The 21,262-nt window shown below is 71.2% G+C and carries 19 protein-coding genes; 6 read left to right on the top strand and 13 right to left on the bottom strand.

What is annotated here, in order from left to right; translation table 11 throughout:
• Nucleotides 1-709 precede the first annotated feature (709 nt).
• The gene (gene trpS, locus ACWC1K_RS02280; protein WP_450828054.1) at nt 710-1,747 is read left to right on the top strand and encodes a tryptophan--tRNA ligase; all 1,038 of its coding nucleotides are present in this window, start codon (nt 710-712) and stop codon (nt 1,745-1,747) included.
• Here trpS and ACWC1K_RS02275 read toward each other — a convergent pair.
• Nucleotides 1,675-2,697, bottom strand: coding sequence for a GlxA family transcriptional regulator (locus ACWC1K_RS02275; RefSeq protein ID WP_450828052.1), 1,023 nt, complete (start codon nt 2,695-2,697; stop codon nt 1,675-1,677). The genes trpS and ACWC1K_RS02275 overlap by 73 nt on opposite strands.
• Before the next feature lie 75 nt (nt 2,698-2,772).
• Between ACWC1K_RS02275 and ACWC1K_RS02270 the strand changes: the two genes are divergently transcribed.
• Complete coding sequence (locus ACWC1K_RS02270; protein WP_450828050.1) at nt 2,773-3,360, top strand: cysteine hydrolase family protein; 588 nt, start codon at nt 2,773-2,775, stop codon at nt 3,358-3,360.
• A gap of 16 nt (nt 3,361-3,376) precedes the next feature.
• Here the strand turns inward: ACWC1K_RS02270 and proC are convergent, their stop codons facing one another.
• The 3 genes from proC to ACWC1K_RS02255 form a co-directional block, all read right to left on the bottom strand.
• Complete coding sequence (proC, locus tag ACWC1K_RS02265; RefSeq protein ID WP_450828048.1) at nt 3,377-4,189, bottom strand: pyrroline-5-carboxylate reductase; 813 nt, start codon at nt 4,187-4,189, stop codon at nt 3,377-3,379.
• A 299-nt stretch (nt 4,190-4,488) separates the two neighbouring features.
• Nucleotides 4,489-5,280 carry an ABC transporter permease gene (locus ACWC1K_RS02260; RefSeq protein WP_450828046.1) on the bottom strand — a complete coding sequence of 264 codons (792 nt, stop codon included), beginning with the start codon at nt 5,278-5,280 and terminating at the stop codon, nt 4,489-4,491.
• Nucleotides 5,277-6,083, bottom strand: a complete 807-nt coding sequence (locus tag ACWC1K_RS02255) for an ABC transporter ATP-binding protein (protein WP_450828044.1) — start codon at nt 6,081-6,083, stop codon at nt 5,277-5,279. The genes ACWC1K_RS02260 and ACWC1K_RS02255 overlap by 4 nt, the downstream gene beginning before the upstream one ends.
• Before the next feature lie 249 nt (nt 6,084-6,332).
• Here ACWC1K_RS02255 and ACWC1K_RS02250 point away from each other — a divergent pair, with 249 nt between their 5' ends.
• Nucleotides 6,333-7,766 (top strand): SulP family inorganic anion transporter, encoded by a 1,434-nt coding sequence (locus ACWC1K_RS02250; protein WP_450828042.1) that lies wholly within the window; start codon nt 6,333-6,335, stop codon nt 7,764-7,766.
• On the opposite strand, the gene ACWC1K_RS02245 is transcribed toward ACWC1K_RS02250, so the two are convergent.
• The 4 genes from ACWC1K_RS02245 to ACWC1K_RS02230 all read right to left on the bottom strand — a co-directional run bounded on the left by ACWC1K_RS02245 (nt 7,730) and on the right by ACWC1K_RS02230 (nt 10,080).
• Entirely contained in the window at nt 7,730-8,500 is a 771-nt protein-coding gene (locus ACWC1K_RS02245) for a class I SAM-dependent methyltransferase (protein WP_450828040.1), read from the bottom strand. The two genes, ACWC1K_RS02250 and ACWC1K_RS02245, sit on opposite strands and share 37 nt — an antisense overlap.
• A 468-nt stretch (nt 8,501-8,968) precedes the next feature.
• On the bottom strand, nt 8,969-9,472 hold the full coding sequence (locus ACWC1K_RS02240; RefSeq protein WP_450828038.1) for an EamA/RhaT family transporter: 504 nt from the start codon (nt 9,470-9,472) through the stop codon (nt 8,969-8,971).
• 61 nt (nt 9,473-9,533) lie between these two features.
• Complete coding sequence (locus ACWC1K_RS02235; RefSeq protein WP_450828036.1) at nt 9,534-9,692, bottom strand: hypothetical protein; 159 nt, start codon at nt 9,690-9,692, stop codon at nt 9,534-9,536.
• A gap of 61 nt (nt 9,693-9,753) precedes the next feature.
• Nucleotides 9,754-10,080 carry an SH3 domain-containing protein gene (locus ACWC1K_RS02230; RefSeq protein ID WP_450828034.1) on the bottom strand — a complete coding sequence of 109 codons (327 nt, stop codon included), beginning with the start codon at nt 10,078-10,080 and terminating at the stop codon, nt 9,754-9,756.
• Nucleotides 10,081-10,262: 182 nt separating this feature from the next.
• Here ACWC1K_RS02230 and ACWC1K_RS02225 point away from each other — a divergent pair, with 182 nt between their 5' ends.
• Nucleotides 10,263-12,392, top strand: a complete 2,130-nt coding sequence (locus tag ACWC1K_RS02225) for a serine/threonine-protein kinase (RefSeq protein ID WP_450828032.1) — start codon at nt 10,263-10,265, stop codon at nt 12,390-12,392.
• Nucleotides 12,393-12,442: 50 nt separating this feature from the next.
• Here the strand turns inward: ACWC1K_RS02225 and ilvD are convergent, their stop codons facing one another.
• The 4 genes from ilvD to ACWC1K_RS02205 form a co-directional block, all read right to left on the bottom strand.
• A complete protein-coding gene (ilvD, locus tag ACWC1K_RS02220; RefSeq protein WP_450828030.1) occupies nt 12,443-14,296 on the bottom strand; it encodes a dihydroxy-acid dehydratase in 1,854 nt (617 codons plus the stop codon).
• Between the two features lie 114 nt (nt 14,297-14,410).
• Nucleotides 14,411-15,025, bottom strand: a complete 615-nt coding sequence (locus ACWC1K_RS02215) for a TetR/AcrR family transcriptional regulator (RefSeq protein ID WP_450828028.1) — start codon at nt 15,023-15,025, stop codon at nt 14,411-14,413.
• Nucleotides 15,022-15,843 (bottom strand): sugar phosphate isomerase/epimerase family protein, encoded by an 822-nt coding sequence (locus ACWC1K_RS02210; RefSeq protein WP_344406202.1) that lies wholly within the window; start codon nt 15,841-15,843, stop codon nt 15,022-15,024. The genes ACWC1K_RS02215 and ACWC1K_RS02210 overlap by 4 nt, the downstream gene beginning before the upstream one ends.
• A gap of 145 nt (nt 15,844-15,988) precedes the next feature.
• Nucleotides 15,989-16,921 carry a Ppx/GppA phosphatase family protein gene (locus ACWC1K_RS02205; protein WP_450828026.1) on the bottom strand — a complete coding sequence of 311 codons (933 nt, stop codon included), beginning with the start codon at nt 16,919-16,921 and terminating at the stop codon, nt 15,989-15,991.
• A 71-nt stretch (nt 16,922-16,992) separates the two neighbouring features.
• On the opposite strand from ACWC1K_RS02205, the gene ACWC1K_RS02200 reads away from it, so the two are divergent.
• Nucleotides 16,993-17,859 (top strand): hypothetical protein, encoded by an 867-nt coding sequence (locus tag ACWC1K_RS02200; protein WP_450828024.1) that lies wholly within the window; start codon nt 16,993-16,995, stop codon nt 17,857-17,859.
• Nucleotides 17,860-17,871: 12 nt separating this feature from the next.
• Here ACWC1K_RS02200 and ACWC1K_RS02195 read toward each other — a convergent pair whose 3' ends face one another.
• Nucleotides 17,872-19,554, bottom strand: coding sequence for a BACON domain-containing protein (locus ACWC1K_RS02195; RefSeq protein WP_450828022.1), 1,683 nt, complete (start codon nt 19,552-19,554; stop codon nt 17,872-17,874).
• 230 nt (nt 19,555-19,784) lie between these two features.
• Here ACWC1K_RS02195 and radA point away from each other — a divergent pair, with 230 nt between their 5' ends.
• Nucleotides 19,785-21,194, top strand: coding sequence for a DNA repair protein RadA (gene radA, locus ACWC1K_RS02190; protein ID WP_450828020.1), 1,410 nt, complete (start codon nt 19,785-19,787; stop codon nt 21,192-21,194).
• The last annotated feature ends 68 nt before the right edge of the window (nt 21,195-21,262 follow it).

Raw genomic sequence — 21,262 nt, 5'->3', positions numbered from 1 at the left:
TATCAACATATCTGGCGTTGATTTTTGGCACGCTGTTGAGTTCTCAAGGAACGGACGCTTCCTTTGTACTCACCCTCTCGGGCTTTCCTCCGGGCAGTTTCCCTTCGGTCTTGCGTTTCCGACTCTATCAGACCGTTTCCCGATCCGATTTCCTCGGTGCTTTCCAGGTTCCCGCTTTCGCGTTTCCCTTTCCGGCGCTTCCGACTCTATCAGATCCTTTCGGGCCTGACTCCCAGTCAGAGGGGGCTGTCCTCCCGGCCGTTGGGCCGTTCCGACGAGTGAGACTTTAGCGGATTCCCGGCCCCCGAGCTAATCGGGGCCCGCGTCCTTTCGAACGTGGATTCCTCATTTCGCAAATACGCATGCCAATAAAGCGACGCCAGACAGATCGACTGGTTGTCGAGTGGTAGGTACTTGCGAAGTGGCTGTCCGGGGACCGACCGCAGTCGGCGCTCACGTCGGACAACTCGGAGAACACTACGTAGCGCGCAGGGGTGTGTCAACTTGCCTCCGGACGGCACCCGGGAGGCGTAGCCTGAGGGACGTGACTTCGCGTACGTGTACCCAGCAGTGGTGGGCCGCCTGACGGCGGCCGTGCTCACGTATGCACTCAACGGCCGCCGCCTCGGCGGCCGTTCTCGTTTCTCCCTCCTGAGCTCCTGAGGGCCGGCCGCCGGGACGGCGGTCTCGACCAGGAGGTGGAGAAGAGATGACGCGGGTTTTCAGCGGGGTCAAGCCGACCGGGCACCTGACGCTGGGGAACTACCTGGGGGCCATGCGGCAGTGGGCCGCGGTGGACCAGCACCGGGCGGACGCGCTGTTCTGCATCGTCGATCTGCACGCGCTGACCGTGGACCACGATCCGGCACGGGTCCGCAGGCTCAGTCGGCAGGCAGCGACGTTGTTGCTGGCCGTGGGGTTGGATCCGGCACTGTGCACCGTGTTCGTACAGAGTCATGTCGACGAGCACGCGCGGCTGTCGTACGTCCTCGAATGTGTGGCGACCGACGGTGAGATGCGGCGGATGATCCAGTACAAGGAGAAGGCTGCTCGAGAGCGCGAGCGGGGCGGGAGTGTGCGGCTGTCCCTGCTGACGTATCCCGTGCTGATGGCGGCGGACATCCTGGCGTACGGCGCGGACGAGGTGCCGGTGGGGGACGACCAGGCGCAGCATGTGGAGCTGACGCGGGATCTGGCGGTGCGGTTCAACCAGCGGTACGGGCATACGTTCGTGGTGCCGAAGGCCACGCTTCCGCAGGTCGCGGCGCGGGTCATGAATCTGCAGGAACCGGCGTCGAAGATGGGGAAGTCGGACGACTCCGGGCCGGGGATCGTCTATCTGCTCGACGAGCCGGATGTCGTACGGAAGAAGATCATGCGGGCCGTGACCGACAGTGGGCGGGAGATCGTGTACGACCGGGAGGAGCGGCCCGGCGTGACGAATCTGCTCGAGATCCTGGCGGCCTGCACGGGTGGGAACCCGGAGGCCTTGAGCGGTGTATATGAGTCGTACGGGTCCTTGAAGAAGGACACCGCAGAGGCCGTGGTCGAGCTCCTCAGGCCCGTACAGGAGAGGCACAGGGCGCTGTGCGCTGATCCTGGCCATGTGGAGGGGGTGCTGCGGGATGGTGCGGAGAGGGCACGGGCCTTGGCGCGGCCGACCGTGGACGCCGCTTATCGCGCGATCGGGTTGCTGCCGGCTGCTTCGGATACCGGTGCGGGTGTGGTGCTGAACGCGGCGCGGTAGGCGCGCGGGCTGGTGGCGAGGCGCGATGCGAAGTGCTGGCGCATCGTGACCTCGCTGCCGAAGCCGGCGCGGCGGGCTACTTCGGGCATGGGCAGGTCGGTTCGTTCGAGGAGTTTCTGCGCTGCGGCGATGCGCTGGTCGAGGAGCCAGCGGAGCGGGGGCGTGCCGGTCTGGGCGGTGAAGCGGCGGGCGAAGCTGCGTGGGGACATGCCCGCGTGTGCGGCCAGGTCGGCGACGGTGAGCGGTTCGTGCAGGTGGCGCAGGGCGTGCTCCCGTACGGCGGCGAGGGTGTCGGCGTCGCGGTCCGTGCGGGGTGTGGGGTGCTCGATGAACTGTGCCTGGGTGCCGGTGCGGAAGGGGGCGGTGACCATGGAGCGGGCGATGGTGGCCGCGGCTTCGGCGCCGTGGGACCGACGGACGAGGTGGAGGCAGAGGTCGATGCCGGCAGCGGTGCCGGCGGCGGTCCAGAGGTTGTCGTCCTCGATGAACAGGGCGTCGGGCACGACCGTGACTTGGGGGTGGTGTGCGCGGAGAAGGCTGACGAGGTTCCAGTGGGTGATGGCCCGACGGCCGTCGAGGAGGCCGGCCTGGGCGAGGGTGAAGGCGCCGCCGCAGAGCGCCGCGATGGTGGTGCCGCGGGCGTGCGAGCGGCGGAGGGCGTCGAGGACGGGGGTCGGCGCGGGTGTGAGGTGGTCGTCGAGGCCGGGGATCACGATCAGGTCGGCACGGGACAGCCAGCTGAGGGCGCGGTCGGGGTGGAGGGTCATGCCCCCACGCATGGGGATGGGGGTGGTGGTGTCGGTGGCGACTCGGCGCAGGTCGAAGGCGGGGGCGCCGCGGTCGGTTCGGTCGCTGCCCCAGACCTCGGTGATGACGGACACGTCGAAGGCGCGGATGCCGGGGAAGGCGACGAGGGCGACGCGATATGTGTCGTCCGCGGCGTTCTCCATGGCTGGCAGTAAACCATCGATCGCTGGCTTTTCACCCTCTGGGGTGGTGGTGCTCCCGGCGGCAGGATCGTGGGCATGGAGATCGCAGAGAACGCAGCGCTGGTGGTGGTGGACGTGCAGAAGGGCTTCGACGAGGCCGACTTCTGGGGGCCGCGGAACAACCCGGAGGCCGATGACAACATCGCTTCGCTCATCGACGTGTGGCAGGCGACGGGGCGGCCGGTCGTCTTCGTACGGCATGACTCGCCCAGGCCCCAGTCGCCGCTGCGGCCGGGGTACGAGGGGAACGGGTTCAAGGGGTACGTGGAGCAGCGCCGGGGGAAGGGGGCCGGTGGGGCTGAGCTGTTGATCACGAAGACCGTGAACTCGGCCTTCTACGGGACGCCGGATCTGGATGCCTGGCTGAAGGCGGAGGGGATCTCGCAGCTCGTGGTGGCCGGGATCCAGACCAATATGTGCGTGGAGACGACGGCTCGGATGGGCGGCAATCTGGGGTACGACGTGGTGGTCGCGTATGACGCGACGTACACCTTCGATCTGGAGGGGCCGTTCGGCTGGCGGCGCAGTGCCGACGAGGTTGCGCAGGCGTCGGCGGTGTCGCTGCACGGGGGCGGTTTCGCGCGTGTGGCGGCCACGAAGGAGGTCGTGGCCGCGGCGGGGTGACCGCCCCCGGCGCGCGTCAGTCCTTCTTGCCGGAGGCGAGTTCGCGGCTGCGGTCGCGGGCCGCTTCGAGGGCGGCGATGAGGGCGGCTCGCACGCCGTGGTTCTCGAGTTCGCGGATGGCGTTGATGGTCGTTCCCGCGGGGGACGTGACGTTCTCGCGGAGCTTGACCGGGTGCTCCCCGCTGTCCCGGAGCATCGTCGCGGCGCCGATCGCGGACTGGACGATCAGGTCGTGGGCCTTGTCGCGGGGCAGGCCGAGCAGGATGCCGGCGTCCGTCATGGCTTCGACCAGGTAGAAGAAGTAGGCCGGGCCGGAGCCGGAGAGGGCGGTGCAGGCGTCCTGCTGGGACTCGGGGACGCGGAGCGTCTTGCCGACGGCGCCGAAGATCTCCTCGGCGTGAGCGAGGTGGTCGGCGGTGGCGTGGCTGCCGGCGGAGATCACGGACATGGCCTCGTCGACGAGGGCGGGGGTGTTCGTCATGACGCGGACGACCGGGGTGCCGGCGGCGAGGCGGTCCTCGATGGAGGCGGTGGTGATGCCGGCGGCTCCGCTGATGACCAGTCGGTCGGCGGGGACGTGGGGGGCGAGTTCGTCGAGGAGGGTGCCCATGTCCTGCGGCTTGACCGTGAGGATCAGGGTGTCGGCGGTCTTGGCGGCCTCCGGGTTGGTGACCGGGGTGACGCCGTAGCGGGTGCGGAGTTCTTCGGCTCGCTCCGGGCGGCGGGCGGTGACCAGGAGGTCGGCGGGGGCCCAGCCGCCGCGGATCATTCCGCTGAGCAGGGCTTCGCCGATCTTGCCGGTGCCGAGGACTGCGACTTTCTGGGTCATGGCTGGGGTGCCCTCCGGGGGTGCGTCGTCCGGGGTACATCGTCGCACCGGGGGTGGGTGGGTGGCTTGGGTGTCCGGTGGGCGGAACGTTCGCGGGTGCGTTGCCGTCGGGGTTTCTCGCCCCCGCCGCCCTTACCCATTCCCGTCCCAGGGGCGCTGCCCCTGCCGCCCCGCCAGGGGGCTTCGCCCCCTGGACCCCCGATCGGCCTGAACGGCCTCGTCGTCAAACGCCGGACGGGCTGGGATGTACTGACCGGCTGAAAAGTGAACGCCGGACGGGTTGGAAGAGGCCGACGTGGTCATGCCGTCCTGCGCCTCAGCGTTGCCGCGCCCAAGCCCAGGACCAGGAGGGCGCAGCCCGCCACGATCAGGGCGTCGCGGACGAAGTTGGCGGTCATGTCCGTGTGTGTGAGGACCTCGTTCATGCCGTCCACGGCGTAGGACATGGGGAGGACGTCGGAGATGGCTTGCAGGGCCGGGTGCATGTTGTCGCGGGGGGTGAACAGGCCGCAGAGGAGGAGTTGGGGGAAGATCACGGCCGGCATGAACTGGACCGCCTGGAACTCGGAGGCGGCGAAGGCCGAGACGAAGAGGCCGAGTGCGGTGCCGAGGAGGGCGTCCAGGAGGGCTACCAGGAGGAGCAGCCAGGGGCTGCCCGTGACGTCCAGGCCCAGGAACCAGACCGCGAGGCCCGTGGCCAGGGCGGACTGGATGATCGCGAGGGCGCCGAAGGCGAGGGCGTAGCCCGCGATCAGGTCGCCCTTGCCCAGCGGCATGGCCAGGAGGCGTTCGAGGGTGCCCGACGTGCGTTCGCGCAGGGTGGCGATGGACGTGACCAGGAACATCGTGATGAGCGGGAAGATGCCGAGGAGCGAGGCGCCGATGTTGTCGAAGGTGCGCGGGCTGCCGTCGAAGACATAGCGGAGCAGGAACAGCATCACGCAGGGGATGAGGATCATCATCGCGATGGTGCGCGGGTCGTGGCGGAGCTGGCGGAGGACCCGGGCCGCGGTGGCGGCGGTGCGGGAGGCGTTCAGGGCGCCGGCGGGGGCGGGTGTCGTCGTACCGGTCGGGGTCGTGGTCGTGCTCATCGGGTGGTCTCCTTCTCGCGGGCGGCGGTGGCCGCCTGGTCGACCAGGTGCAGGAAGGCCGCCTCGACCGTTTCGGAACCGGTGTGGGTGCGCAGGGCCTCGGGGGTGTCGTCGGCGAGGATCTCGCCCTCGCGCATCAGCAGGAGGCGGTGGCAGCGCTCGGCCTCGTCCATGACGTGGGAGGAGATGAGGAGGGTCGCGCCGCGGTCGGCGGCGATGGAGTGGAAGAGGGCCCACAGGTCGCGGCGGAGGACCGGGTCCAGGCCGACGGTGGGTTCGTCGAGGACCAGGAGTTCGGGGGTGCCCAGCAGGGCGACCGCCAGGGAGACGCGGCTGCGCTGGCCGCCGGAGAGGTTGCCGGCGAGGGCGTCGGCATGGGAGGTGAGGTCGACGTCGGCGAGGACGCGGTCGATCTCGTGGCGGTGGTCGGAGGGGGAGCGGCCCGGGGTGAGGATCGCCGCGAAGTAGTCGAGGTTCTGGCGGACCGTCAGGTCGTCGTAGACGGAGGCGGCCTGGGTGACGTAGCCGATGCGGGTGCGGAGGGTGGGGTGGCCGGCCGGGCTGCCCAGGACCTCCAGGGTGCCGGTGACCTTGGCCTGGGTGCCGACGATCGAGCGCATAAGGGTCGACTTGCCGCAGCCGGAGGGGCCGAGGAGGCCGGTGATCTGGCCGCGCGGCACGGTGAAGTCGAGGCCGCGCAGGACGGTGCGGGGGCCGCGGACGACGGTGAGGCCTTCTGCTCGGACGGCCGGAGCATGGGAGGCAGGGGGGTCCGCGGAGCCACCTTCGGAGTAATTCATCATGTGATGAATAATGCTCCGGGGTGGCAGCGCCGTCAAGTGGCTCACCCCGGGGTCGCGTGCGGTGGCGCAGGCGCGTGGCGGCGTGATCGGAGGTGGAGAGTCCGGTCTGCGCGCCTCCGTGTTCACCGGCCGGACACACGAACCGGATGCGGAACCAACTCCCTTTCCTGACAATGGATTTCACTTCGCCGTGCCCTCCCCCGGCTCGGCACCCACGCATCTCCCCTCACCGACGGAGGTGCTGTTGTCATGCGCTGTCGCATACGCAAGGCCGATCTGTTCGCTTCGCTCGTCGTCTTCCTGGTCGCACTACCGCTGTGCGTGGGCGTGGCCATGGCTTCCGGTGTCCCCGCCGAGCTGGGGCTGATCACCGGGATCGTCGGCGGGCTGGTCGCCGGGGCGCTGCCCGGCAGCAGCCTGCAGGTGAGCGGACCGGCGGCGGGACTGACGGTCCTCGTCTACGAGGCCGTCGACACGTACGGCATCCAGGCCCTCGGCGTACTGGTGTTCGCCGCCGGGCTGGTGCAGCTGGGGCTCGGCGCGCTGCGGCTCGGGCGGTGGTTCCGGGCCGTGTCCGTGGCTGTGGTGCAGGGGATGCTCGCCGGCATCGGTCTGCTCCTGGTCGCCGGGCAGGTGTACGCGATGGGTGACACGGCCGCGCCGGCGAGCGGGCTCGGGAAGATCGCCGGGCTGGTGTGGCTGCCCGGGCGGGTGGATCCGGGGGCGTTGTCAGTGGCGGGTGCCACCATGGCCGTATTGCTGCTGTGGCCGCGTTGGCGCAGGGGGGCGCGGGTGGTGCCTGCGCCGTTGGTCGCGGTGGCGGTGGTGTCGGCGGTGACCGGGGCGTTCGGCCTGGAGGTGCGGCGGGTCGAGGTGCGTGGGCTCCTCGATGCGGTGCGGGTGCCGGAGGCGGCGGACTTCGGACGGCTTACGGAAGTGGGGGTGATCGGGACTGTTGTGGCGTTCGCGTTGATCGCGTCCGCGGAGTCGTTGTTCAGTGCGGCGGCGGTGGACCGGATGCACCGGGGGCCGCGGACGGACTTCGACCGGGAGCTGATGGCGCAGGGCGCGGGGAACGCGGTGTGCGGGGTGCTGGGGGCCCTGCCCATGACGGCGGTGATCGTGCGCAGTGCGGCCAATGTGCAGGCGGGGGCGCGGACCAGGGCCTCGCGGGTGCTGCACGGGGTGTGGCTGCTGCTGTTCACGGTGGTCCTGCCCGGCATGCTCGGGCTGATTCCGGTGGCGGCGCTGGCCGCGCTGCTGGTGCACGCCGGGTTCAGGCTCGTGCCGGTGCGGGAGGTGCGGGTGCTGTGGCGCGAGCATCGCGGGGAGGTCGTGGTGCTGGCGGTGACTGCTGGGGCGATCGTGCTGGGGAATCTGCTGGAGGGGGTGTTGGTGGGGCTGACGCTGGCCGTGGCGAAGACGGCGTGGGACATCAGCCATGTGCATGTGGAGACCGAGGACCGGGGCGAGGCGGGGATCGTCGTACGGGTGCTGGGGCATGCGACGTTCCTGCGGCTGCCGAAGCTGCTGGACGCGTTGGAGGCACTGCCGCACGACCGGGAGGTGCGCCTGGAGTTGGGTGGCCTGCGGCACATGGACCATGCGTGTGCGGCGGCCCTGGAGGGGTGGGCCGCCGCGCGGGGTCACGAGTTGGTGGCCACGAGCAGGTCGACGACGTAGGCCTCCTCGACGATCCCCTCCGGGAAGGCGGCGAGCAGCTGGTCGCGTTCGTCGCCGAGGATGGCCGCCCGGCGTTCCTCGCTCTGCACGAGGAATATCGAGTGGCTGCCGATGTTGGCGAGGTGCGTGTCGACGGTGACCGGGCGGCTCCAGCGGACATGACGGCGGGTGAAGTCGAGGGCGCCGGTGGGGTCGGCGAGGGCGACGGGGGCTCCGCTGCCGGTCCTGTCGACCTCGCGCCTGATGCCGAAGTGGCGCTCCAGGCGGCCGGTTTGGGCAGCCTGCCACGGGACGTCGAGGTCGGTGGTGTTCCACCACAGGGCCAGAGCTCCGCCCGGCCGCAGCACGCGCAGGGCCTCCGGGACCGAGCGGGCGGGCTCGGTCCAGTGCCAGGCCTGGGCGTAGGTGAGGAGGTCGGCGGAGGCGGTCGCGAGCGGCAGTTCGTTGCCGCTGCCCCGGACGATCGGGAGGTGGGGGTTGGCACGGCGGAACTCGACTGCCATGCCGTCGCCGGGCTCCACGGCGACGACGTCCGCGCCGCGGGCGGCCAGGAGCGCGGTCGCGATGCCCGTACCGGCGCCGATGTCCGCGACGCGGGCACCTCGCAAGGGGCGGCCCGCCAGGTCCTCGATGGCGTCGAAGAGGGCCGGTGGGTAGGAGGGGCGGTTGGCGGCGTACTGGGCTGCGGCGGCGTTGAAGGAGTGGGCGCGGGTGGGCTGCGAGAAGGCGGTCATGAGGCCATGGTGGCGCGGGTTGGGTGCAGGGGGCAGCGAGTTTTCGGTGAGAGAACCGCGCCCCGGGGGCGAGTGGGGGTCTGTCCTGCGCCGAGTGTGCGGCACCCGGCTCAGGCCGCGGGCCGGTGCGCACCGTTCGGTGGCGGCCTGTGACACCACGGCTTCGCCTTCGACTTCGTGCGCGCCCCGGGGACGCCGCTTGGGGCAGCGGCCCTGCGGCGCGTGCCGGACCCGCCAGGGGCGAGCGTCTGACGCCGAGTTCAGCAGCACCTGCCGAACGGGCCCCGGCCAAGCCGAGCCCAGCGGCCCCGTCCTGTCGCCCCCGGCCGAGCCAAGCCCAGCGCCCCGGCCAGCCACCCCCAGCCCGTCAAGCCCAGCAGCCCCCGCCAATCGATCCCCGCCCAAGCCAAGTCCCCAGCGCCCAGCCACCCAACAGCGCAGCCGCCCAGCCGGCCGGAGAGGCTCCGCTCAGGAACGGCGGCGTTTTTTCGACGGGTTGCCTGTGCGGCGGGTGGTGCGCTTCTTGTGTTGGGTGAGGGCCGCCTCGTACTCCTCGCGGTGGAGTTTTTCGCCGGGGGCCTCGGTGAGGGAGCGGAAGAAGTAGGCGAGGAGGGAGCCGACGAAACCGATGGCCAGGAGACCGCGGAGGGAGGCCTGGCGGGCGGGGTCGGGGCGCTTGCCGAAGCCGTCCCAGGTGTTGCGGAAGGCGAGGACGCTGCAGATCGCGAACATGGCGACGATGAGGACGGTCACGAAGGCGCCGCTGTCGGCGAGTTGGAGGCCCTGGTAGGCGAGGCGGAGGACCACGCAGGAGGCCGCGGCGGCCGCGAGGGAGCCGGCGGCCACCCCGATGCGGCGGGCCGTGTAGCCGTTGTCGTGGTTCACCCAGGTGGTGCCGAAGAAGCGCAGGGGTTCTGGGCGGGGGCCGCCGGTGGAGCCCGCGGTGCCGTCGGTGCCGGTTTCGTCGCTCACGGGACGATTATGGCTCCGGGGCGGGCGCGGGCTCCCTTCGGGGATCAGCCGCAGCGAGAGGCTACGTAGCCGTCGGTGCCGGTGTTGACGTAGGCGTCGGCACGTATGCGCTGCTGTCGATGGTGTCCCGGATGTTCGACGTGCCGTAGTAGCCGGAGACCGTCGTGCCCGTGGTCTGGCAGAAGATCGGGATCCTCGTGTCCGCGGGCAGGACCCGCACGATGGTGTAGTTCGTGCCGGGTCCGCTGGCTGCCGAACCTCACGGTCCCTCAGGTCGTGGGTCAGCCGCAGTGCGGGGCCACGTAGCCGTCGCTGCCGGTGAGGACGTAGGCGTCCGAGACGAACTGGTTGTCGTCGATGTTGTCCCAGAGGTTCGAGGTGCCGTACGGACCCGACACCCATGTCCCCGGCGTCTGGCAGTAGATCGGGACCTTCGCGCCTTCGGGCAGGATACGGACGATGCTGTACTGGGTCCCCGGGCCGCTGCGGACATTGAGGCGGACGCCCGGTGCCACCGAGTAGTAGTGCACGGACGCCGTCGCGGCGGCGGCCGTCGTGACGGCCTCCTGCTCGTCTCTCCCGGCCGCGTCGATGCGGTCAACAGACATGAAAAACCTCCCCCGTTGTGCCCCATGAAAGCCATGGGGTCCCGTTCATTCCCCTAAAACACGCCATGAAACACATGTACGTAACTGGCACACGAACGCTAGCAAGCCGCCTCCGTATCGCACGAGTCATCGACTAGGCTCCGTGCGTCGCGCGCGCGGACGAACAGTACGGGGGTGGTTCCATGGCGCCACAGCACAACACCGGAGCGGGCGCGGAAGCGGAACTTCCCGAGTACGCCGGCCACTACCGTCTGGAGTCGTGCCTCGGCTCGGGCGGCATGGGTGTCGTGCACCTCGCGCGGAGCACCTCCGGCATGAAGCTCGCGGTGAAGGTCGTACATGCCGAGTTCGCCAAGGACCCTGAGTTCAGAGGGCGTTTCCGGCAGGAGGTGGCGGCGGCGCGGCGGGTGAGCGGTGCCTTCACGGCGTCCGTCGTCGACGCGGATCCCGAAGCGGAACGGCCCTGGATGGCCACGCTGTTCATTCCGGGACCGACCCTCTCCGAACATGTGAAGCGGAACGGCCCGATGCCGCCGGCGCAGCTGCGCCGGCTGACGGCGGGACTGGCCGAGGCACTGCGCGACATCCATCGGGTCGGGGTGGTGCACCGCGACCTGAAGCCGAGCAATGTGCTGCTCGCCGAGGACGGTCCGAAGGTCATCGACTTCGGTATTTCTCGGCCAAAGGACAGTGAACTGCGGACCGAGACCGGGAAGTTGATCGGTACTCCGCCGTTCATGGCGCCCGAGCAGTTCCGGCGGCCCCGGGAGGTCGGGCCCGCCGCCGACATCTTCGCGCTCGGGTCCGTGCTCGTGCATGCGGCGACGGGGCGCGGCCCGTTCGACTCCGACAGTCCTTACGTGGTCGCGTATCAGGTCGTGCACGACGAGCCGGATCTGACCGGCGTACCGGAGAACCTTGCGCCGCTGGTGCTTCGCTGCCTGGCCAAGGAGCCCGAGGACCGGCCCACTCCGGACGAGCTGATGCGGGAGTTGCGGTCGGTCGCGGCCTCGTACGACACGCAGGCGTTCATACCCGCGCAGCGGCGGACGGTCGAGAGCCCGACGTCCCCGGAACCCCGAGTCGAGGAGACGGAGTCGGAGTCGGGGTCGGAGTCCGAGCGGCCGTCCAAGGGGCGCCGCCTGCGCAAGAAGCTGCTGCTGGCGGCCGGGGCGCTCGTGCTCGTGGCGGGCGGGCTGCTCGCCACCGTTCAACTGCTCGGTGACGCACCCGCCCCGTCGCACGGCACTGCGCCCACGGCGTCCCCCGGCGGGTTCCGTTCGTGGACAGCGAAGCCCGTGCCCGGGAGCGAAGGGCCGGTCCGGTGTTCGTACGGAGCGGGAAGGCTGCTGTGCGCCCGGCCCGGTCTGGTGTTCGCCCTCGACCCCTCGGACGGCGATGTGCTCTGGCGCCACCGCACGGACACGACCCGTTGGGGCGCTCCCCCCGTCCTGTCAGGTGGTCTCGTGCAGCTGCCCCTCGCCGACCGGGGCCGGCGTCTGGAGGCGCTCGATCCCGCCTCGGGCAGGGTGCGTTGGGAGCGGAAGGTGGCAGCGTACGACTCGGTGCAGCCGGCCGGGAGCATGCTTCTGCTGGTCCGTGCGAACGGCACGGTCACCGGCGTGGACAGCGCGTCCGGCGCCACCAAGTGGTCCCGGACGGTACCGGGGCACAAGGCGCTGGCCTTCTCCTCCTTCGCCGGTGATCCCCTGGCGTACCTGGCGAGCGTCTCCTACAACGGGTCGAGTACGCGGGTCAGCGCCGTGGATCCGGTCACGGGTGAGGTGCGGTGGGACGCCCGGCTGAAGGGCGCTCTGCAGCCCTGCGGCTCCTCGGGCGGCTCCGTGTTCTTCATGGCCGTCGGCGGGGTCTACGGCGATACCCAGGCGGTGGTCCGCTACGACGTCCGTTCCAGGTCGGCGCGGAGGGCGGCGCTTCCCCTCCCTCTGACGTCCGCCCGGGCCGGCGTGCGGGAGGGCGTGGTCCAGCTTCTGGGCACCGGTGGCTCCCTGGAGGCCGTCGACACGGGCACGGGCAAGCAGCTGTGGAACATCGAGACCTCGGTGAGCCGGGGTTCGGCACCGGTCTCCGACGGCCGTCATGTCTACGTCAGCGCCGCCGACGGACGCCTGCTCGCGGTCGACGCCCGCAAGGGGATCCTGGAAGGGCAGACTCCGGCTCGTCTGGGCAAGAACCAGGACCAGGTGATGTCCACCACCCCCGCCCCCGTCCTCGCCGACGGCCACGTCTACGCCACCGCCCCCGACGGCACCGTCTTCGCCGTGGACGCCCGCGATCCGGCGGCCTGGTAACACGCGAAAGGGGCCGCCCCCAAGGGACGGCCCCTCACCGCACGAGAACCTCAGCCCAGCTTCGAAACGTCCCGCACCGCGCCCTTGTCCGCGCTGGTCGCCATCGCCGCGTAGGCCCGCAGCGCCGCCGACACCTTCCGCTCGCGGTTCTTGGGGGCGTACACGCCACCGAGCGCCTGCTCGCGGCGGGCCAGTTCGGCGTCGTCGACCAGGAGCTCGATCGTGCGGTTCGGGATGTCGATGCGGATGCGGTCGCCGTCCTCGACGAGCGCGATCGTGCCGCCGGAGGCCGCCTCCGGGGAGGCGTGGCCGATCGACAGGCCCGAGGTGCCGCCGGAGAAGCGGCCGTCGGTGATCAGTGCGCAGGTCTTGCCGAGACCGCGGCCCTTGAGGAAGGACGTCGGGTAGAGCATCTCCTGCATGCCCGGGCCGCCCTTGGGGCCCTCGTAGCGGATGACCACGACATCGCCGTCCGTCACCTGCTTGTTGAGGATCTTCTCGACGGCCTCCTCCTGCGACTCGCAGACCACCGCCGGGCCCTCGAAGGTCCAGATCGACTCGTCCACGCCGGCCGTCTTCACGACGCAGCCGTCGACGGCGAGGTTGCCCTTGAGGACCGCGAGGCCGCCGTCCTTCGAGTACGCGTGCTCGGCGGAGCGGATGCAGCCCTCCGCCGCGTCCTCGTCCAGCGCCTCCCAGCGCTCGGACTGGGAGAAGGCCTCGGCGGAGCGGACACAGCCGGGGGCCGCGTGCCACAGTTCCACGGCCTCGGGGGACGGGGAGCCGCCTCGCACGTCCCATGTCTTCAGCCAGTCCGACAGGGACGGGCTGTGCACCGCGTGCACGTCCTCGTTGAGGAGACCGGCGCGGTGCAGCTCACCCAGCAGGGCCGGGATGCCGCCGGCCCGGTGCACGTCCTCCATGTAGTACGTGCGGTTCTTCGCGACGTTCGGAGCGACCTTGGCGAGGCACGGCACGCGGCGCGAGACCTCGTTGATCTCCTCCAGGCCGAACGGGACGCCCGCCTCCTGGGCCGCCGCCAGCAGGTGCAGGATCGTGTTGGTCGAGCCGCCCATCGCGATGTCGAGGGCCATCGCGTTCTCGAAGGCGGAGAAGCTCGCGATCGAGCGCGGCAGGACCGTGTCGTCGTCCTGCTCGTAGTAGCGGCGGGTGATGTCCATGACGGTGCGGGCCGCGTCGACGTACAGCTGCTTGCGGGCCGTGTGGGTGGCCAGGACCGAGCCGTTGCCGGGGAGGGAGAGGCCGATGGCCTCGGTCAGGCAGTTCATCGAGTTGGCGGTGAACATGCCGGAACAGCTGCCGCAGGTCGGGCAGGCGTTCTCCTCGATACGGAGGATGTCCTCGTCCGAGATCTTGTCGTTCACGGCGTCGGAGATCGCGTCGACCAGGTCGAGCGTGCGGACCGTGCCGTCGACGAGCGTGGCGCGGCCGGACTCCATCGGGCCGCCGGAGACGAAGACCGTGGGGATGTTCAGGCGCAGGGCCGCGTTCAGCATGCCCGGCGTGATCTTGTCGCAGTTGGAGATGCAGATCAGGGCGTCGGCGCAGTGCGCCTCGACCATGTACTCCACGCTGTCCGCGATCAGGTCGCGGGAGGGCAGGCTGTACAGCATGCCGCCGTGGCCCATCGCGATGCCGTCGTCCACGGCGATCGTGTTGAACTCGCGCGGGATGCCGCCCGCCTCGGTGATCGCCTCGCTGACGATCCGGCCGACCGGCTGCAGATGGGTGTGGCCCGGCACGAACTCCGTGAAGGAGTTGGCGACCGCGATGATCGGCTTGCGGCCGATGTCCGCGCCGGGTACACCGGAGGCGCGCATAAGGGCGCGGGCGCCCGCCATGTTGCGGCCGTGGGTGACTGTGCGGGACCTCAGCTCGGGCATCGTCGCTCGCTCCTTCGGAGAGTTCTGACTGAGTCGAGCGTACGCCCGTTGCTCCAAGGGCTGGACATTGTGTCCGGAATGCGGGATGCACGTCTCGTTCAGAGGGCGGGGGCGTCAGGGCCCGGTCAGATGCCCCTGCACCACCGGCGCCACCCGCGCGATGATCTGCTCCGCGTCCGCGGACGCCAGCGGCTCCACCTTGATCACGTATCGCAGCATCGCGCACCCCACCAGCTGCGCGGCCGCCAGCTCGGCGCGCAGTTCCGCGTCCGGCCGGTCCAGCTGGGCGGCGACGCGGCGCAGCAGCTGCGAGGCGACCAGTCGGCGGAAGACGGCGGCGGCGGCCTCGTTGTTGACGGCGGAGCGCACGATCGCCAGCAGGGGCGTACGGGTGGTGGGGTTCTCCCAGATGCCGAAGATGAAGCGGGTGAGCCGCTCGCCGACGCCGTCCGCCGGACCCTCGGCGAGCGCCTCCGGCGCGTTCAGGGCGGGCGCGAAGGCGACCTCGATCGCGGCCTCGAAGACCTGCTCCTTGGTGCCGAAGTAGTGGTGCACCAGCGCCGAGTCCACGCCGGCCGCCTTCGCGATGCCCCGTACGGACGTCTTCTCGTACCCGCGCTCCGAGAACTCCTCGCGGGCCACGGTCAGGATGCGGTCGCGGGTGTCGGCGGACTCCGCGCGCGGACGGCGGCCGCGGCGCCGCGCGGTCGGGTCGGGGGCCTCGGTCACGGTCTGGGCACCCTCACCGCGGAGGCGAGGTGGAGGCGGGTGAAGGCCAGCGCCTCCGCCAGATCGGCCTCGCGTTCGGCGCCGGACATGGCACGCCGGGTGTTGACCTCGATGACGACATGGCCGTCGAAACCGGTCAGGGCGAGACGTTCCAGCAGCTCGGCGCAGGGCTGGTTGCCGCGGCCGGGGACGAGGTGCTCGTCCTTCGCCGATCCCCTGCCGTCGGCGAGGTGGACATGGCCGAGGCGGTCTCCCATGCGGTCGACCATGTGCAGCGCGTCGGAGCGTGCCGTGGCGCTGTGACTGAGGTCGATCGTGAAGTGACGGTAGTCCTCCTTCGTCACGTCCCAGTCGGGGGCGTACGCGAGCATCTCGCGGTCGCGGTAGCGCCAGGGGTACATGTTCTCGACGGCGAACCGCACGTCCGTCTCGTTCGCCATGCGCCAGATTCCGGTGACGAAGTCACGGGCGTACTGGCGCTGCCAGCGGAACGGGGGGTGGACGACGACCGTGGTCGCCCCCAGCTTCTCGGCGGCCGCCTGGGCGCGCTGGAGCTTGGTCCACGGGTCGGTGGACCACACCCGCTGCGTGATGAGCAGACAGGGGGCGTGCACGGCGAGGATCGGGATGCGGTGGTAGTCGCTGAGTCTGCGCAGCGCCTCGATGTCCTGGCTGACCGGGTCGGTCCAGACCATGACCTCGACGCCGTCGTACCCGAGGCGCGCGGCGATCTCGAAGGCCGTCGCCGTGGACTCCGGGTACACGGAGGCCGTGGACAGCGCGACCTTCGCATCCGGGATGCAGACTGGCTCCGCCATGCCGACAGGTTACGGGGTGCGGTTGCGTGGGACCGCGCGCCTATTCGCCGTTGTGGGGTTCGCCACGGGCGGGTGCGGGTTGTTCATGGTTGCTCGCGCCCCGCGACGGAGTCGCTGATGTCACAGCCCGCGCCCCTTTGGGGCGCTACGACGACCCCATGTGGTCCAGGCGACGCAAGATCACGCCTTCCCTCAGCGCCCAGGGACAGATCTCCAGGCTCTCCACCCCGAACAAGTCCATCGCACCCTCTGCCACCAAGGCGCCCGCCAGTATCTGGCCCGCTCGGCCCTCGCTCACGCCCGGGAGTTCCGCCCGCTGGGCCGCCGACATGCCCGCCAGCTGCGGGACCCACGCCTCCAGGGACTCGCGCTTCAGATCGCGCTGGACGTACAGGCCCTCCGTCGAGCGGGCCGCGCCCGCGATACGAGCGAGCTGCTTGAAGGTCTTCGACGTCGCCACGACGTGATCGGGCGCACCGAAGCGGCTGAATTCGCCGACCGTGCGGGCGATCTGGGCCCGTACGTGGCGGCGCAGGGCCCTTATGGACTCCGGGTCCGGCGGGTCGCCGGGGAGCCAGCCGGCGGTGAGGCGGCCGGCGCCGAGCGGGAGGGAGACGGCGGCGTCCGGCTCCTCGTCGATGCCGTAGGCGATCTCCAGGGAGCCGCCGCCGATGTCGAGGACGAGCAGCTTGCCCGCGGACCAGCCGAACCAGCGGCGGGCGGCGAGGAAGGTGAGCCGGGCCTCCTCCTCGCCGGCGAGAACCTGAAGCTCCACGCCGGTCTCGGCCTGCACGCGCGCGAGGACGTCGTCGGCGTTGCTGGCCTCGCGCACGGCGGAGGTCGCGAAGGGGAGCACGTCCTCGACGCCCTTGTCCTCGGCGGCCTGCAGGCACTCGTGGACGACGGCGATCAGTTTGTCGACCCCCTCGGGGCCGATCGCTCCGCTCTCGTCGAGCAGCTGGGCAAGGCGCAGTTCCGCCTTGTGCGAGTGCGCGGGCAGCGGGCGCGCGCCTGGGTGTGCATCCACCACCAGCAGATGCACCGTGTTCGATCCCACGTCGAGGACACCGAGTCTCATGTACGGAACGCTACTGCCACCTGGGCGGTCCTCCGTATGGGATGGCGCCGAGAGACCCGTACGCTGGTCCTGTGCCAAAGACGAAAAGGGCGAAGGACGACAAGGCTGCCAAGGCTGCCAAGGCCGCCAAGGGTTCTTCGCAGGTGAAGCCGGCGCAGTCGGCGAAGCTGTCGAAGAAGGCCAGGGAAGCGGACGAGAAGGGGCTCGACTTCGCGCGCGCGTGGGTGGAGTTCCCTGATCCGGCGGACGACGAGCAGGTCTTCCGGTGCGATCTGACATGGCTCACCTCTCGCTGGAACTGCATCTTCGGCAGCGGCTGCCAGGGCATCCAGGCGGGCCGCGCGGACGACGGGTGCTGCACGCTGGGCGCCCACTTCTCCGACGAGGACGACGAGAAGCGCGTCGCCGGGCATGTGGCGAGGCTCACGCCCGACATCTGGCAGCACCATGACGAGGGCATCAAGCACGGCTGGGTCTCGGAGGACGAGGACGGCGACCGTCAGACCCGTCCGTTCCAGGGCTCCTGCATCTTCCAGAACCGGCCCGGGTTCGCGGGCGGCGCGGGCTGCTCGCTGCACATCCTGGCCCTGAAGGAGGGCCGCGAGCCGCTGGAGACCAAGCCGGACGTGTGCTGGCAGCTGCCGGTGCGGCGTACGTACGACTGGATCGACCGGCCCGACGACACCCGTGTGCTGCAGGTGTCGATCGGCGAGTACGACCGGCGGGGCTGGGGCCCGGGCGGCCACGACCTGCACTGGTGGTGCACGTCGGCGACCTCGGCGCACGGTGCGGGCGACCCGGTGTACGTGTCCTACCGGCCGGAGCTGACCGAGCTGATGGGCAAGGCGGGCTACGACCGGCTCGTGGAGCTGTGCGAGCAGCGCCTGGCCGCGCAGCTGCCGCTCGTCGCGCCGCATCCGGCGGACCCGGTCGACTGACGGGGCCCGCGCTCACGAGGTCGCGGGGCTCGGGGTTCCGCTGTCGGCGGGCGGTGATGCCGGGTCGGACGGGGCGGAGTCGGTGGGAGTGGGCTCGGGGCCGGGGGACGAGGGCGGGGCACTCGGAGTGGGGTCCGAGGCGGTCGGGGTCGGCTCCGGGTCCGGCGGGGGCGGCGGGGTGCCCGGGCTGCTCGGACCGGGGGCGGTCGGGCTGGCCGCGGCGCCGTAGCCCTCGATCGAGACGACGGCCCCGGACGGTGCGACGGCCACCCGTGCGCTCCACGGGCCGGACGGCTCGCGCAGATGGTCCACGTACACCTTGATCGTCAACGATTCGCCGGGCGCGAGCGTTCCCGAGGGCCGGCTGAGGTAGAGCCAGGCGGCTCCCGTCGACGCGGACCAGCGCACGGGCGCGGATCCGGTCGCGGTGAGGGTGACGAGCGTGGTGTCGCCGTGGTGGCCCGCCGACACCTGGAGGTGTCCGGTGCTCTTCCCGCTGATGCCCGTGACGCTGATGACCTCCACGGAGATGTCGGGCCGCCGGTGGCCTCTGCCGAAGTCGCCGCCCGGCCGGAGGCTGGCGTTGCCGGCGTTCTCGTAGCCGCCGCCGGACGCCTCGCCGTCGAGGCTGACGGGGCCGTGCGCCTCGCTGGCGGTGGCGGAGCGGCTGTCCGCGCCCTCGGCCGGGGAGCCCCGGTAGGCGGCCCACAGGGCGAACACGGGGGCCGCCACCACGGTGGCGACGACCGTCGTCGTGACGGCACGCGCGCGTAGGCGGTCGCGGCGGGCGGCACGGTCCTTGGGGTCCATCGGGAATCCGCGCCGGTCGAACCGGGGAAGGGCGCCGCCACGCGCGCGTGGCTGGTGGGTGACCGCCATGTGCAGGGCCGCGCGGGGCGCCTCGAGGACGGGCAGCTCGGCGGGGGTGATCATCGAGCCGGGCCAGCGGCCGGGGATGGCCCGCTCGGCGCTGCGGCGACATCGCGGGCAGTCGTCGACGTGCCGGACGAGTTCCTTGCGCAGGGCCGAGCTGAGCACCAGCTGGTGGTCGCCGGTGAGCCGGGCGACGTCCGGACAGCCGCCGGTCTCGACGACGGCGAGGGCCGCGCGCGTGCGCTCCACCTCGCAGGCGGCGGAGGCCAGCAGTTCGCGGGCGGTGGCGAGGCCGAGGCCGAGTACGGCGGCGACCTCGTGGGCGGCGAGGTGGTGGCGTACGGCGAGTTCGAGCGCCTCGCGCTGCTCCGGGCTGGTGCCGGCGGCCTCCGGCCAGGCCAGCAGGGCGAGTTCGCGGCGGCGCTGTTCCTGGGTCTCCTCGGCGACGGGGGGCTCTGCCGGCCGCTGCTTCCCGGTGCCGTGCCGGCCCGCCGCGTGCGTGCCCTGACGTTTCTGCTTGGCCTCCGCCAGCTTGCGCAGACAGGCCCAGCGCGCCAGCGCGTACAGCCAGGCGCGGCTGTCCCCCGGCGCCTGGGGGCCGCGGCGCTTCTCGGCGAGCGCGAGGGCCTCGCCCAGGGCTGCGGTCGCCGCGTCGTGGTCGCACAGCACCGACAGGCAGTAGGTGAACAGCCCGTCCAGGTACGGCTCGTAACGCCCCGGGGGCCGCTGCGCGAGCGTGCGCGCAGCGGCACGGTCACGTGCCTCCCGGCGCGCCTGGTCTGCGCCGGTGATGCGGGGCGAGGTCTCCGGGCTGCTGCTCATCCGTGGACCGTAGGCGGCTCGGGATGAACCCTTCTTCCTCCTTGAGCACTTTTAATCCATACGGGTGAAACGATCCCTCAATCGGGTACAGGAACCGCTTGTTCCGTGGCTGGTTACCGACGGTGATGGCCGGTTCGAGGAGTGCCGGATCATGTGCCCGGCCGGCGCACGGCGAGCGTCCGCGCCCGCACCGTGCGGCGTTGTCAGTGGGCTCGGTTACGGTTCTCCGCATGGCTGCCCGTACCAAGTCCACCAAGGACCGCCCGTCCTACCGCTGCACGGAGTGCGGCTGGCAGACGGCCAAGTGGCTCGGTCGCTGCCCCGAGTGCCAGGCGTGGGGGACGGTCGAGGAGTACGGCGCGCCCGCGGTCCGTACGACGACACCGGGGCGCGTCACCACCTCCGCGGTGCCCATCGGCCAGGTGGACGGGCGCCAGGCCGCCGCCCGCTCGACCGGCGTGCCCGAGCTGGACCGGGTGCTCGGCGGCGGGCTGGTGCCCGGCGCGGTGGTGCTGCTGGCGGGCGAGCCCGGCGTCGGCAAGTCGACGCTGCTGCTGGACGTGGCGGCGAAGTCGGCGAGCGACGAGCACCGCACGCTGTATGTCACCGGTGAGGAGTCGGCGAGCCAGGTGCGGCTGCGCGCCGACCGCATCAAGGCCATCCACGATCACCTCTATCTCGCCGCCGAAACCGATCTGGCCGCCGTGCTCGGCCACTTGGACGCGGTGAAGCCGTCGCTCCTCATCCTGGACTCCGTCCAGACCGTGGCCTCCCCCGAGATCGACGGCGCCCCCGGCGGGATGGCGCAGGTGCGCGAGGTCGCCGGCGCACTCATCCGCGCCTCCAAGGAGCGCGGCATGTCCACCCTCCTGGTGGGCCATGTCACCAAGGACGGCGCCATCGCCGGCCCCCGGCTCCTCGAACACCTCGTGGACGTCGTCCTCAACTTCGAGGGCGACCGGCACGCCCGCCTCAGGCTCGTACGAGGGGTCAAGAACCGCTACGGCACCACGGACGAGGTCGGCTGCTTCGAACTGCACGACGAGGGCATCACGGGCCTCGCCGACCCGAGCGGACTCTTCCTGACCCGACGTGACGAACCGGTGCCCGGCACCTGTCTGACGGTCACCCTGGAGGGCCGCCGCCCCCTGGTCGCCGAGGTCCAAGCGCTCACGGTCGACTCGCAGATCCCCTCCCCGCGCCGTACCACCTCGGGCCTGGAGACCTCCCGTGTCTCGATGATGCTCGCCGTCCTGGAGCAGCGGGGCCGGATCAGCGCGCTCGGCAAGCGGGACATCTACTCCGCGACGGTCGGCGGTGTGAAGCTCTCCGAGCCCGCCGCCGACCTCGCCGTCGCCCTCGCGCTGGCCTCGGCCGCCAGCGACACCCCGCTGCCCAAGAACCTGGTCGCGATCGGCGAGGTCGGCCTGGCGGGCGAGGTCAGACGGGTCACGGGCGTCCAGCGGCGGCTCGCCGAAGCACACCGCCTGGGCTTCACACACGCGCTCGTTCCGGGCGACCCGGGCAAGATCCCTCCGGGGATGAAGGTCCTGGAAGTCGCCGACATAGGGGACGCTCTGAGAGTCCTTCCACGCTCCCGTCGCCGAGAGGCCCCACGGGACGAGGAGGACCGCCGGTAGACTTTGCCCTGGTCTCGCCCGTCCGTACGAACAGAGTGTGTGACACGGGGGCGCCCCAGAACCTGCGA

This window comes from Streptomyces sp. NPDC001492, from assembly GCF_053597275.1.
Note: the sequence above shows the minus strand (reverse complement) of the source record. Positions and strands in the feature narration are given on the sequence as shown.